The following is a 12985-nucleotide window of genomic DNA, read 5'->3' on the forward strand; positions in this document are numbered from 1 at the left end:
CGGCCGGGCACCCGTCCGGGTCACGCCACTAGTTGGCCGGGGAGCCTTCCTCACGAGGAGGCTCCGGCGTGGTGTCCGGGACCTCTTCGCGCAGCTCACGGGCGAACTTCTTGGCGTCGTCGATGAGTTCCTGGGACTCGTCGAGACGGCTCTCGTCAGGCGGGGTGAGGCCGTCTTCGTCGGGCTTCGTGAGGCGGTCTTCGTCCGGTGTGGTCACGGCTCTGGGATCGGCGAATCCGGCGATCGTGAAACTCCGGCCATCAGGCCGCGGACGTGCGCGGCCAGGCGTTCGGCGATCTCCAGGTCCCACTCGTCGTCGGCGGCCGGCTGAGGGGTCTCGCCCGCGACCACGCGTTCGCCGAGCAGGCGGCGCTCGGCGGGCGTGAAGTCGGTGATGGCTCGGCGGAGCAGGGGCAGGGCGTCGTCGAACGCCTCGCCGCGCAGGCCGCTGAGCCAGTCGTCGATGAGGCCGAACAGGCGTGGGTCGGCGGCCAGCAGGGTGGCCGAGCCGCGGAGGAACCCGGCCACGAACGCACTGGCGACGTTGCGGTGCAGGCGGGCCGCCACGTCGTCGCTCGTCAGCTCGCCCGCCTCCCAGAGCAGGCGGGTGGCCCTGCCCGTCGGGAGGCCGTGGGCCTCTGCCTTGACCAGCGCGTGCAGGGCCCGCCACCAGGTCTTCTGGTGGTCGTCGTCGGCGGCCAGGCGGGTGGCCTCGTGGGCGCCGTCCACGACCTGGAGAGCGTGTTCCGCCGTTTCGTCGTCGACGTTGCGGCAGGCCAGCGGGAGGCCGACGGCTCCTCGGGTGAGCAGGCCGTGCAGGGCCACGCGCAGCAGTTCCGGGTCGGTGCCCCGGACCGATCCGTAGCGGACCGTCCTGGCCAGGTCCGGGAGGGCGGCGAGCAGTTCGAGGGCGTCGGTGGCCATGGCGGCGCAGCGGTCCAGGGCCTGGCGCGCCTCCGTCACGGCAGCCGGGAGTTCGCAGCCCACGGACTTGGTGAGGGTCGCGGCGGCGTCGGCGACCCGTTTGGCGTCCTTGGCCGCCTGGATGAGGACGTTCTCCGCTGCCGTGTGGACCGTCGTGCCGTGGCGGGCGGCCACGGCGACGGACACCGCGAAGACAGGGTCCCAGCGCAGTTGCCAGACCTCGGCGAACGTGCCGAGCGAGTTGGAGCGGTCCGGCTTGCCCCACGGGACGCCGAGGACTTCCAGGCGCTGCAGGAGTTTCGAGCGTTCGCGGTCGGTGTCCTTGCGGAGGTCCAGCTTGAGCTGCTTGGCCTGAACGTCCGCGGGGAGGCGGAGTCTGCGTTGCAGGCGTTGGAGATCCGCCGCGAGGGGCGAGCGCGGAACGGCCTCGCCCACCTCGCCGAGGCGTTCGCCGACGACGAGTTTGCGGTGGACCAGCTGGAGCGGGATCTCGTCGCCGCCGCAGAGGACCGCCAGCGCCGCCTCGTTCACCTCGCTCAGGCCCGCCGAAGGACGTTCACGAAGCGCGGCAAGGGTTTCCGCGAGGCGGACGGCTTCCACAGCACTCGCCGTCGAGGCCGGCAGATCCTCCGCGCGGAGCACGGCGGCGGCCTTGGCGAACCAGCGCGGGACGACGTCGGACTGGTGCTGCCAGAGGTGCGCGTACCAGCCGGGCGAGTCGACGCCGGCGCCGTAGCCCGACTCGGCGGCCAGCTGGCCGTGGCTCCACGGGACCCAGGTGCCGGAGATCTTGCGGCGGCGCAGGCCTTTCAGCAGTGCGGTGTCGGCGGCGACGGTCGGTTTGGTGAGCAGCGCCGGGACGTGCCACGCGCCGCAGACGACGACTATCGGACCGTCGGTGTCCTTGCGCGCCTTGCGAATCGTCTGGCGCATGAACGCTTCTCGGCGCAGAGTGCGTTCGCCTACTTCGCCTTCGAACTCCTTGCGCACGGCGACCATGGCCTCGGCGATGGCGTCCGCGAGGTCGAGCGGGTCCGACGCGCTGTGCTCGACCACGTCCTCCCACCAGCGTTCCGGGTCGTCGAAGCCCGCGGCCTCGGCGAGCAGGCCGATGGGGTCGACGTTGCCGCTCGGGCCGTCGTCGCCGATCGACGCCGCCGCCGGCAGGTCGAAGAAGCGGGCCTGAACTCCGTGCTCGGCCGCGTGGCGAAGGGCCTGCCACTCCGGGGAGAACTCCGCGAACGGCCAGAACGCGGCGTTCTCGGGTTCCGTCTCGTCGTGCAGCAGGATCGCGACCGGCGGGGTGAGGGCGTGGACGTGTTCGAGGAGCGCGTCCGCCTCGGGTGGCCCTTCGATCAGGATGAGCGCCGGACGCGTCTGCTCCAGCGCTCGCTTGACCATCCTGGCCGAGCCGGGACCGTGGTGCCGGATGCCCAGGAGGACCGGCGCGGAGTCAGGCTCAGTCACCGCTGGCGTCCAGGCAGGCCCGGTAGAGGTCACGCCATTCGGCGCGCTCCTTCAGCACCGTCTCCAGGTACTCCTGCCACACCGTCGCGTCCGACACCCTGTCCTTGATCACGGACCCGATCAGGCCGCTGGCCAGCTCGTCCGCGCCCAGCGTGCCGTCGCCGAAGTGGCCGGCCAGCGCCATGCCGTTCGCGATGACCGAGATCGCCTCCGCCGTGGACAGGCTGCCGCTCGGCTTCTTCAGCTGCGTGCGACCGTCCACGGTGGAGCCGTTGCGCAGCTCGCGGAAGATCCGCACGACGCGGCGCACCTCGTCGAGCGCGGGCGGTTCGGCGGGCAGCTGGAGCGCCTTGCCGAGCTGCTGGGACCTGGTGAGGACGATCTCGACCTCGGCGTCCTCGGTCGCGGGCGGCGGCAGCACGACGGTGTTGAAGCGCCGCGCGAGCGCCGACGACATCTGGTTGACGCCCCGGTCGCGGTCGTTGGCCGTGGCGATGACCGTGAAGCCCGGCACGGCCTGGATCTGCGTGTTGAGCTCCGGCACCGGCAGCGACTTCTCGCTCAGCACCGTGATGAACGAGTCCTGCACCTCGGACGGCATGCGGGTCAGTTCCTCGACCCGGACGACCGTGCCCAGCTGCATGCCGCGCATGACCGGGCTCGGCACGATGGCGTTCTCGCTCGGGCCCTCGGCGATCAGGCGGGCGTAGTTCCAGCCGTAGCGGACCTGGTCCTCGCTGGTGCCGGCCGTGCCCTGGACCACCAGCGTCGAGTCGCCGCTGATCGCCGCCGCGAGGTGCTCGGACAGCCACGACTTCGCCGTGCCCGGCACGCCGACGAGCAGCAGCGCCCTGTCCGTCACCAGCGTGCCCACCGCGACCTCGACGAGCCTGCGCGCGCCCACGTACTTCGGCGAGATCACCGTGCCGTCGGGCAGCGTGCCGCCCAGGACGTAGGTGACCACGGCCTGCGGGGACAGCCGCCAGTTGGGCGGCCGCTGCCGGTCGTCCTGGGCCGCGACGGCTTCCAGCTCGGCGGCGTACTGCTGTTCGGCCGTCGGCCTGAGCACGGCGGTCACTGGGCCTCCTGAGGCGGTGCTGGTGCGAACGATTCACGCAGTCGGATGCGGAGGCGGAGAACCTCCAGTTCCAGGGAGTTCTCCGGCCAGCGACGGGTCAGAGCCTCCCAGCTCGCGCCGAGCAGGTCCGCGTCGCCCCGCGCCAGCAGCACGGCCGGCGGACGGCCCGCCCGCCAGCGCGGATCGGGCAGGGCGGCGTACCGGTGCAGGAGCGCGCGGGTGGTCTCGGGCGACCACGGCGCCGGGAGCTGGGCGCAGGCGTGGTCGAGGAGGTCGTAGTGCCAGTTCTTCGACACGGCGACGACCGCCTGCTCGGCGACCTCGGCCGGCAGCGCCGCGAGCATTTCGAGCTGCTCCATGCCGGTCAGCGTCTCGGCGGCGGCGACCGCCCAGGGACGCGGGTCGTTGGCCGCGGCGAGCTGGTCCGCGACGCCCCTGAGCAGTGGCGCGGCCCACGGACCCCTTCTGAGCATGCCGGCGGCTTTGGCGTCGTCGGCCTTGAGAGTCGACGTCCAGTACGACGGCGGAACACTCGCGGCCGCGGCCCGGATACGACCGGCAACGCCCTTCTCCGACCCGTCGCGCATGAGGTCGCGCAGCTCCGCCGCGTCGGGCTGCCCGGTCCAGAGCTCATCCGGCCGCACGTCGAGTCCGTCCGCGGTCAGGCGGAGACCGTGCCGCAGCCGGTGCGCCGCGCGGGCGGCGAGACGCGTGCGGCCCAGCTTGCGGAGGAGGCGGAGAGCCTCGTCGTGGACGGCGGCCGCCTTGTCGTCGAGCGCCGTTTCCAGGAGTTGCTCGTCCTGCGGGCCCAGGCCGGTTTCGAGGGCGCTGATGAGGACCTGGCGGTCGGCGGAGCGGCGGGAGGCCTCGAACTCCTCCGCGATGAACGCGCCGACCCCGGCCGGATCGGCCTTGCGCCTGCGGCGGAGGGCGCGGACCCGTTGGGCGCTGGGGAGATCGAGGACCTCCTGGAGCGGGACCTCGTCCACGAGCGGCGCGGCGCCACTCGCCCAGGACCAGCCGGGACGGGTGCCGGCGAGCCAGCGGCCGCGCGTGCCCAGGACCTCGACCACCGCGGCACGAAGTCCGGGCCGTGCGGTGCCGAGGGAGAGCAGGGCGGGAAGCATGCGGTGCTCCGCCACGACGTGGTTGGCCTTGGCCAGGGCGCACCACTCGGTGAGCAGCACCTCGTCGTCGACGCTCATGATCGCGTCCAGGACCGCTCTGGCGGCCGGCCTGGGAAGGTCCGCGGTCTCGGGCGGGGCCAGCGGCACCGGATCGGCGGTGGCCTCCTGCGGGAGGGTGGCGCCGAACGCGGCCACGCCCAGGGCGGCGCAGTCGGCCAGCAGCGCCGTCGGGTCGCCACCGCCTCTCGTGGTGCCGATGAGGAGGTCCTGGACGGTCTTGGACCAGTCCGCCTTCACGCCACCACCTCAAGGGCGCCGTCCAGCGCGATCGCTCCCAGGCGGAGGGCGTGGCCGTCCCAGAGGCCCCAGGCGTCGAACGGGATGCCGCCGGTCAGCGCCAGGGCCATGTCGAGGCCCGTGTCGTCACGGACCGGCAGCGCGTGGCCGGAGGTGTCGACCAGGGAGGCTCCGTGCAGGCGGACGGTCGCGCAGCCGAGCGGGAACAGGCGTTGCCACGGATCGGCCACGAGCATCGGTTCCAGCGACGCCAGCGACACGCGCCAGGACTCGGGCGCCGGGACCGGGTCGGGCGCCCGGGAACCTTCCAGTTCGCCCAGTGCCACCCGGTCCGACGCCGGGTAGGGGTGGACGAGGGCCGAGGACTCCAGGCCGTGAGGAAGCAACGGCACCGGGGCTCCGACCGCGGAGTGGCGGATTGCCACCGCCCAGCGGCCCGTCTGACGGCCCCAGCACCACTGGCGGACGGTGCGGACCCTGCCGTCGTCGGTTTCCAGGCGCAGCAGGGCGACCCAGCAGTCGGAGATTCCCGGCGAGGCCTTCACCGTCTCCTCGGGCACGGTGACGCCGAGACGGGTGCGCGGCTGCACGAAGCACAACAGGTGCAGGCCGCCCAGGCGGTCGGCCACGTCGGCCGTCCAGCGAGGGCCCGAGCGCGCGACGATCTCCTGGATCTCGGTGACCGCGGCGGCCACACCGGGGACCTGGGCGTCGATCATGCGGGCGATGAACGCCTGCCACCACGAGGCCGGGCGGCCGGGCAGGGACGCGATGCCGGCCGAGGCCACGTCGAGGAGCCAGTCGCGCAGGCCGTCGATGCCCGAGGACATCGCGGACGCGCGGTTCGCCGCCGTCTTCTCCCGAGAACGCGCACGACGGGCGACGGCTTCAGGTGAGGAGTCCAGCTCACGAGTCGCGCGCCGCTGGGTCCACTCCTCCACCCAGTCGGGCGGCAGCGCGTCCGGGATGTCGAGCTCCTGCAGGCTCACGGCGTGCTTGCAGGGGAACTTGCGGGACGGGCAGGTGCACTTGGCCGAGCCCGCGGCCAGGTCGACGCACACGCGGTACGGCATCGAGCCGGAGCCCGTGTAGAGGCCCCACAACACCGGCAGGGCCTTGCCCAGGCCCTGCCAGCGCATCGGAACGGCTCGTGTCCTCACAGAACCAAACTAGCGAGGACCCCCGACAGAAAATCAGGCCGGACCGCGACGGGCCCACGTCCACGCGTAAGCAGGGTCTTCACAGGCCTCCGCGGCCTCGCCCAACTCCAAGGGGCGGAACGTGTCCACCATGACCGCGGTCTCGTCGAAGTAGTCCAGGCCCAGCGAGGCCTCGACGGCGCCGGGCTGCGGGCCGTGCGTGCAGCCGGACGGGTGCAGCGACATCGAGCCGATGCCGATGCCCGAGCCCTTGCGCGCCTCGTAGTCGCCACCGACGTAGAACATCAGCTCGTCCGAGTCGACGTTCGCGTGGTTGTACGGCACCGGCACGGCCAGCGGGTGGTAGTCGACCTTGCGCGGGCAGAACGAGCACACGACGAAGTTCGGGCCCTCGAACGTCTGGTGCACGGGCGGCGGCTGGTGCACGCGGCCGGTGATCGGCTCGAAGTCGCGGATGTTGAACGCCCACGGGTACAGGTGGCCGTCCCAGCCGACGACGTCGAACGGGTGGTTCGCGTAGGTGAACTTCGTGAGGCCCGCACGGTGCCGCACGAGCACGTCGACGTCGGTCCCCTCGACGAGCAACGGCTCGGAGGGCCCGCGGATGTCCCGTTCGCAGTACGGCGAGTGCTCCAGGAACTGGCCGGCCTTCGACAGGTACCGCTTGGGCGGCCCGATGTGCCCGGTCGCCTCCAGCACCAGCAACGACATCGGCGCCGACGGCACGACCCGGTAGGTGCACGAGGTCGGGATCACGACGTAGTCGCCGTCACCGACCTCGATCGCCCCGTAGATCGTCTCGATGACGCCCGAACCGCCCTGCACGTACAGCAGCTCGTCACCGAAAGCGTTGCGGTACAACGGAGAAGGCGCGGACGCGACGACGAAACCAATGGTCACGTCCGGGTTCCCGAACAACTTCCGGCGCCCGGTGACGGCGTCCACGTCGTCAGAAGCCCAGGTCAGGTCCGTGGTCTTGAAGTGGCGCGGCTTCAGCGGCAGGTTCGGCGCCGCACCCCCGCGCTCGTCCTTCACCGTCTCCGCGTTGACGATCGCCGTCGGCAGGTACCGGTGGTAGAGCAGCGCCGAGTCGGCCGAGAAGCCCTCGACCCCCATGAGCTCTTCCGCGTAGAGGCCACCGTCCGGTTTGCGGAACTGGGTGTGGCGCTTTCGGGGGATCTCTCCCACCTGGCGGTAGTAGGCCATGAGTGCTCTCCGGGTCCTTCCAAGGCGTTCGACTATCGGACATCTTTGTTCAGTTGGCGGTACACGGCTAGCGTGTCAGCCGTGTCAAGCGCTGTCGAACTCCGTGCGCCCGGTCCGCGCGGTACTCCGCCCCTGCTCGCGAGGCTTGTGGACGATGCCGCGCTGTTCCCTCCGGGGAACGCGTCGATGCCCGACGCGGTGCGCGGTCACCTCGACGGACGCGTCGGCGAGTGGGCTGGCGTCATGGGCCTCTTCCTCTGTCCTGCCTCCCGTCTCGCCGAGCTGATCACCGAACTGATCAAGGTCAAGCCGGCCAAACCGATCGCTCTGAGCCTCGTGATCGACACCGGCCTCGGCGGCGTGCCGAAGGCCGTCTCGATCGTCGAGAGCCGAAGCGAGCTCCTGGCACTGCGCATGGTCGAGATGCCCGCACCGTCCGATGTGGACGAGGTGTGGCTCGAGCGCGTGTCCGAGTTCGTGCCCGAGGACGTCATCCGCGTCGTCGAACCCCGCCGCGGCGGTGCCGAATGGCTCGACGGCGTCCGCCGGGTCATCGAGCACGGCAGCTGGCCCAAGCTGCGTTGCGGTGGGCTCTCCCAGGAGAACTTCCCCAGCGTCGAAGAGGTCGGCGACTTCCTGTCCGTCGTCAGCGGTGGCGGCGTCGCGTTCAAGGCGACCGCCGGCCTGCACAAGGCCGTCCGCCACACCGACGAGCAGGGCTTCACCCACCACGGCTTCCTGAACCTCCTCGTGGCCACCGCGCGCTCCCTGAGCGGCCGCGACGTCCGCGAGGCACTGGCGAGCACCGACGCCGAGGCGCTCACCGCCGAGGCCAAGGCGCTCAGCGATCAGGCTGCCCATGCCGTGCGCGGCGTGTTCGCGAGCTACGGCTCGTGCTCGCTGGCCGAACCCGTCGCCGACCTTGAGGGGCTTGGACTTCTGTGAGCTGGATCAGCGACCCGAACTTCTCCGAGGACCAGCCGTTCGGACCGCAGACCCTGCCCTACGGCGTCGTCGACGGGGGCGTGGCCGTCCGCGTCGGCGACCGCGCGTTGCTCCTGAAGAGCCTCGCGCTGGGCAAGTGCAGCGAGTACGTCCAGGGCGACTCGCTGGACCCGCTGCTGAAGGCCGGCAGGCCGGTCTGGAGCGTGCTGCGCGCCAAGCTGCGGGAGATCGTGACGGCCAGTTCCGCACCCAAGGGCGCGGAACTCGTCGGGATCGAGACCGCGAAGCTGCCGTTCACCGTCGGCGACTACGTGGACTTCTACTCGAGCAGGCACCACGCCGAGAACGTCGGCAAGATGTTCCGCCCGGACGGCGACGCGCTCACGCCGAACTGGACGCACCTCCCGATCGGCTACCACGGTCGCGCGGGCACGGTGTACGTCTCCGGCACGGAGATCGTCCGCCCGAACGGCCAGAAGCGCGGCAGCGAGGGCCCGAAGTTCGGTCCCTCCGAGCGTCTCGACATCGAGGCCGAGGTCGGCTTCGTCTGCGGCGGACCGCAGGCGGCCAGGGTGTCCACCAGCAGGGCGGCCGAGCACGTCTTCGGCGTCGCGCTGGTCAACGACTGGTCGGCACGCGACATCCAGGCCTGGGAGTACCAGCCGCTCGGCCCGTTCCTGGCCAAGTCGTTCGCCACGTCGATCGGCGCGTGGATCACGCCGCTGGAGGCGTTCTCAGTTGCACGCGTCCCGACGCCGCCGCTGCCGAACAAGCTGCACGACTACCTGACGTGCGATCAGCCGTGGGGCCTGGACATCACCATCACGGTGGAGCTGAACGACACCATCGTCGCGCGGCCTCCGTTCCGGGAGATGTCGTGGTCATTTGTGCAACAGCTGGCGCACATGACGGTCAACGGGGCTACGGTGCGCCCAGGTGATCTGTTCGCCTCTGGCACGGTCTCCGGACCGGAGAAGAACGAGCGCGGTTCGTTCCTCGAACTGAGCTGGGGCGGCAAGGAACCGTTCAAGCTCGACGACGGCTCCACGAGGTCCTTCCTGGAGGACGGCGACACGGTCAAGCTGACCGCCACCGCTCCCGGTGAGGGCGGCTCCGTGGTCGGTCTCGCCGAGGTGGTGGGAACAGTTCGGAGTGCGTGATGGTCGGAGCGACGAAGGAGAGCTCGCTGACCCTGGAAAGGGGTCTGGCGCTGCTCCAGGCGGTCGCTGAGGCGGAGTCCGAGGCACCGTCGATCTCGGAGCTCGCCACGGCCATCGGCGCGTCCAGGGCCGCCGTGTACCGGCTTCTGGTGCCGCTGCAGGCGCGCGGTCTCGTGCGCCGGGAGGGCTCGAAGGTCCGCCTCGGCCTCGGCGTGCTGCGCCTCGCCTCCAACGTCCTCCCCCAGCTGCGGATGGCGGCCAACCCGGCGCTGCGCGAGCTCGCCGAGAAGGTCGGCGCCACCGCGCACCTCACCGTCGCGGACGGCACCGAGGCCCAGGCCGTCGCCGTCGTCGAACCGTCGTGGACCGCTTTCCACGTGGCGTACCGGGTGGGTTCCCGCCACCCGGTGCACCGCGGGGCGGCCGGCAGGGCGATCTCCACGCCCAGCGAGATCTGGGTCGTCTCCGCGGGTGAGCTGCAGCCGAACGCTTTCGGCGTCGCGGCGCCCGTGCGCGGTGTGCCCGGCCTCAGGGCGTCCGTTGGCGTCGTGGCGCTGGAAAAGCTCGACGCGGACGTGGTCGGTCCTCACGTCGTGCGTGCGGCCGAAGAAGTGGCGGCAGCGCTCAAATGACCGAAGAGCGGCTACGGCGCTGGCGGTTGCTCCTGGGCCCGAGCGCGGAAGACGTGTCCGAACTGGGCGAGGACGACCAACGGCGTGATGGCGCGCTCACGGGTCTCTACGGCGGTGGCGGCGACAGGGGCGCGGGCCTAGGCGCCAGTTCTCCGCAGTTGCACCGCTGGCTCGGCGACGTCCGCAAGTACTTCCCCACCTCCGTCGTGCAGGTGATGCAACGGGACGCGGTCGAGAAGCTGGGTCTCAAGCAGCTGCTGCTCGAACCCGAACTGCTCCAGTCGGTCGAGCCGGACGTGAACCTCGTCAGCACCCTGCTGCAACTCTCCAGGGCCATCCCCGCCCGCACCCGCGACACCGCGAAAGCCGTGGTGCGCAAGGTGGTCGAGGACATCGAGAAGCGGCTGCAGGACCGGCTCGTCGAGGCCGTCAGAGGAGCCGTCGACCGGTCGCGGCGCACCAGGAGGCCGCAGCTGCAGGACGTCGACTGGGCGACGACGATCAAGGCGAACCTCAAGAACTACCAGCCGCAGCACAAGACCGTGATCGTCGAGGACCTGATCGGTCACCGCCGGCGCAGCCGGACCGCGGCGATGCGGGACGTGATCCTGCTCGTCGACCAGTCCGGCTCGATGGCGGAATCGCTGGTGCACGCGGCGGTTCTGGGTTCGGCGCTCGCGAGCATCCGGTCGATCACGACGAAGCTCGTCGTCTTCGACACCGAGGTCGCCGACCTGACCGACCAGCTCAGCGACCCGGTCGACCTGCTGTTCAGCGCCCAGCTCGGCGGTGGCACGGACATCAACCGCGCGGTCGCCTACGCGCAGACCCAGGTCCGCAGGCCCACCGACACGGTCGTCGTGATCATCAGCGACCTCTACGAGGGCGGGTCGGAGACCGAGTTGCAGCGACGGGTCCGCGAACTGGTCGCGAGCGGCGTCACGGTCGTGAACCTGCTGGCGCTCAGCGACTCCGGCACGCCCGCCTACGACCACGAACTGGCCGCGAAGCTGCACGCTCTGGGCGCGCCCGCGTTCGCCTGCACGCCGGACAAGTTCCCCGAACTGCTGGCGGCCGCGCTGCGCAAGGACGACCTCACCCAGTGGGCCGAGGCCGAGGGCATCGCGACGGGTCGTTAGCGGTCGATCACGCGGCCACGCGTGAGGAACGCGAGGCCGCGCGTCATCACGACGACGCGTCCTCGTTCGTCAGGGCCGGCGATCCACACCCGTCCGGTGTGCCGCACCAGCACCCGCGCCCGTTCGGGAAGCTCCGGCAGCCGCAGGTTCTTCTCGGAGTCCTCGACCCGCAGGTACGCCTGCCGGCCGATGCGCCGTCCCGCCACGAAGTTCACCGACACCGGACGCCACGGGAACTTCTCGATCAGTTCGACGGTGCCGCGCCGCGTGAGGAAGTGCCGCAGCCCCGGCGCGGCCAGTTCGAGCACCACCGGCACGGACAACACGGTGAGCCAGATCCAGCCGATCACGAGCACGACGCCGAGCACGGCGAGGGCGAAGAAGATGTGGCCGATCGCGCGCCGGTCTGCCCGCGCGAGGCAGGTGTCGCTCCACGCCGTGGTCACGTGCACGTCCATTGACATAGCCATCTAGATGATCATCGAAACACGCGGGCGGTGATGAGCCGCGGAACTCCCCTGAATGTCACAACGGTGTTCCCCGCGGCGTCCGGCGGCACGAACCACACGCGGCGATGCCGGGCGATCCGTCCGCGCAGCAGCGGACTCACTCTCAGGGTCAGCAACAGCGGTGGTGACCCCAGCACCACCAACCGGCCGCCCTCCCACTGGGCCTGCGCGAAGATCCACGGCTCCCCTTCCGGCAAGCGCACCGGACGTCGTCGCGTGACCGTCCAGAGAACGGCCGCCGCGAAGAACAACAACACCAATGCCACCGGTGAGGACCAGGACCACACGAGCACCAGAACGAACTGGAGCGCGAAGGCCGCACCGGCAACCACAGTCCACATCAGTGCACGACGGCTCGCCCGGTCGACACAGTGCCGGGTCCACCGATCGTCGAGCGCCGTCACCTCGGTGGACGGCTTGTTGGGCACGACCACGCGTCCACCGTACAGGTGACGCTTCCCATGACGCGCCAAGCTAAGTTAGGCTTGCCTAACCTTCGAGGAGGTGCAGCGGTGACCGACACCCAGACCAAGCGCCCGCCGGCGCCGCACGCCGCAGAGCGCGCCCGCACGATCGCGGCCCGGCACGGCTCCGCCGCACTGCTTCCTCAGTCCGGTTCCCGCACCAGCCCGTTGTTCCACCACGTGCACCCGTGCGGTTCCACGATCCTGTTGCTGCCCGACGAGCACCCGCTGGTCGGGCAGTTGTGGCAGACCCCGCGGGCCGAGGTGACGGCGATGCTGGAGATCGCCGACCAGGCGCCGGTGCCGTTGCGCGAACCCGTCCGCGGCCTGCTGTGGCTCACCGGCTGGGTCACCGCGCTCGACGGCGAGGAGGCTCGCCAGGAGATCCTCGCGGTCGCCGACGTGCGCCCCGACCACCGGCTGCTCGACGCGGGCCACGGCGCCTCGGTGCTGCGGCTCACACCCGCGTCGATGGTGATCGCGGACGCCGAGGGCACGTCGTCGATCAGGCCGGAGCAGTTCGCGAGCGCGGCGCCGGACCCGTTCTGCGGCAACGAGGATCACTGGCTGCGGCACCTGGAGGCCGCGCACAGCGACGTCGTCGACCAGCTCGCCCGCCATCTGCCGGAGGAGCTGCGGACCGGTCACGTCCGGCCGCTCGGGCTCGACCGGTTCGGGCTGCGGCTGCGGGTCGAGGCGGAGTGCGACGACCACGACGTGCGGATCGCGTTCTCCAAGCCGGTCAGCACTCCCCAGGAACTCGCCGCGGAACTGCGGCGGTTGATGGGCTGCCCGTTCTTGTCCCAGAGGTAGCGTCACGCGGGTGACCTTGATTCCCGCCGAAGAGAAGCGCGGTTACCAGCTCGAACTGCTGATC

General features: G+C 71.1%; 13 protein-coding genes. 5 read left to right on the forward strand and 8 right to left on the reverse strand.

Translation table 11 applies throughout. The features are described from left to right. Nucleotides 1–28: 28 nt before the first annotated feature. From SK854_RS17945 to SK854_RS17970, 6 genes are read right to left on the reverse strand one after another with little or no spacing between them, the layout of a single operon-like run. Nucleotides 29–217 carry a hypothetical protein gene (locus SK854_RS17945; RefSeq protein ID WP_319976252.1) on the reverse strand — a complete coding sequence of 63 codons (189 nt, stop codon included), beginning with the start codon at nucleotides 215–217 and terminating at the stop codon, nucleotides 29–31. Beyond that, nucleotides 214–2391, reverse strand: a complete 2178-nt coding sequence (locus SK854_RS17950; protein WP_319976253.1) for a DUF5682 family protein — start codon at nucleotides 2389–2391, stop codon at nucleotides 214–216. The genes SK854_RS17945 and SK854_RS17950 overlap by 4 nt, the downstream gene beginning before the upstream one ends. Further along, the gene (locus SK854_RS17955; RefSeq protein WP_319976254.1) at nucleotides 2384–3469 is read right to left on the reverse strand and encodes an ATP-binding protein; all 1086 of its coding nucleotides are present in this window, start codon (nucleotides 3467–3469) and stop codon (nucleotides 2384–2386) included. Before SK854_RS17955 ends, SK854_RS17950 begins: the two co-directional genes overlap by 8 nt. Beyond that, entirely contained in the window at nucleotides 3466–4893 is a 1428-nt protein-coding gene (locus SK854_RS17960; RefSeq protein ID WP_319976255.1) for a DUF5691 domain-containing protein, read from the reverse strand. Before SK854_RS17960 ends, SK854_RS17955 begins: the two co-directional genes overlap by 4 nt. Then, on the reverse strand, nucleotides 4890–6053 hold the full coding sequence (locus tag SK854_RS17965; RefSeq protein WP_319976256.1) for an SWIM zinc finger family protein: 1164 nt from the start codon (nucleotides 6051–6053) through the stop codon (nucleotides 4890–4892). Before SK854_RS17965 ends, SK854_RS17960 begins: the two co-directional genes overlap by 4 nt. A 33-nt stretch (nucleotides 6054–6086) precedes the next feature. Next, complete coding sequence (locus SK854_RS17970) at nucleotides 6087–7259, reverse strand: homogentisate 1,2-dioxygenase (RefSeq protein ID WP_319976257.1); 1173 nt, start codon at nucleotides 7257–7259, stop codon at nucleotides 6087–6089. 81 nt (nucleotides 7260–7340) lie between these two features. On the opposite strand from SK854_RS17970, the gene SK854_RS17975 reads away from it, so the two are divergent. Genes SK854_RS17975 through SK854_RS17990 form a run of 4 tightly spaced genes read left to right on the forward strand, consistent with a single transcriptional unit; the run spans nucleotide 7341 to nucleotide 11135 of the window. Then, nucleotides 7341–8204 (forward strand): hypothetical protein, encoded by an 864-nt coding sequence (locus SK854_RS17975; protein WP_319976258.1) that lies wholly within the window; start codon nucleotides 7341–7343, stop codon nucleotides 8202–8204. Next, entirely contained in the window at nucleotides 8201–9364 is a 1164-nt protein-coding gene (locus tag SK854_RS17980) for a fumarylacetoacetate hydrolase family protein (RefSeq protein ID WP_319976259.1), read from the forward strand. The genes SK854_RS17975 and SK854_RS17980 overlap by 4 nt, the downstream gene beginning before the upstream one ends. Further along, nucleotides 9364–9996, forward strand: coding sequence for an IclR family transcriptional regulator (locus SK854_RS17985; protein WP_093596136.1), 633 nt, complete (start codon nucleotides 9364–9366; stop codon nucleotides 9994–9996). Before SK854_RS17980 ends, SK854_RS17985 begins: the two co-directional genes overlap by 1 nt. After that, a complete protein-coding gene (locus SK854_RS17990) occupies nucleotides 9993–11135 on the forward strand; it encodes a VWA domain-containing protein (RefSeq protein WP_319976260.1) in 1143 nt (380 codons plus the stop codon). The genes SK854_RS17985 and SK854_RS17990 overlap by 4 nt, the downstream gene beginning before the upstream one ends. Here SK854_RS17990 and SK854_RS17995 read toward each other — a convergent pair. Further along, nucleotides 11132–11605 carry a hypothetical protein gene (locus tag SK854_RS17995; RefSeq protein WP_319976261.1) on the reverse strand — a complete coding sequence of 158 codons (474 nt, stop codon included), beginning with the start codon at nucleotides 11603–11605 and terminating at the stop codon, nucleotides 11132–11134. The genes SK854_RS17990 and SK854_RS17995 overlap by 4 nt on opposite strands. 8 nt (nucleotides 11606–11613) lie before the next feature. Next, nucleotides 11614–12078 (reverse strand): hypothetical protein, encoded by a 465-nt coding sequence (locus SK854_RS18000; RefSeq protein ID WP_319976262.1) that lies wholly within the window; start codon nucleotides 12076–12078, stop codon nucleotides 11614–11616. A 78-nt stretch (nucleotides 12079–12156) separates the two neighbouring features. Between SK854_RS18000 and SK854_RS18005 the strand changes: the two genes are divergently transcribed. After that, nucleotides 12157–12921, forward strand: coding sequence for a DUF2470 domain-containing protein (locus SK854_RS18005; protein WP_319976263.1), 765 nt, complete (start codon nucleotides 12157–12159; stop codon nucleotides 12919–12921). Nucleotides 12922–12985 lie beyond the last annotated feature (64 nt).

The organism is Lentzea sokolovensis (genome assembly GCF_033949975.1).
Taxonomy (GTDB): Bacteria; Actinomycetota; Actinomycetes; order Mycobacteriales; family Pseudonocardiaceae; genus Lentzea; species Lentzea sokolovensis.

Coding starts and splice junctions, on each gene's coding strand:
- SK854_RS17970 (WP_319976257.1), bottom strand. CDS start 7,259: ATGGCCTACTACCGCCAGGTGGGAGAGATCCCCCGAAAGCGCCACACC.
- SK854_RS17985 (WP_093596136.1), top strand. CDS start 9,364: ATGGTCGGAGCGACGAAGGAGAGCTCGCTGACCCTGGAAAGGGGTCTG.
- SK854_RS17990 (WP_319976260.1), top strand. CDS start 9,993: ATGACCGAAGAGCGGCTACGGCGCTGGCGGTTGCTCCTGGGCCCGAGC.
- SK854_RS17995 (WP_319976261.1), bottom strand. CDS start 11,605: ATGGCTATGTCAATGGACGTGCACGTGACCACGGCGTGGAGCGACACC.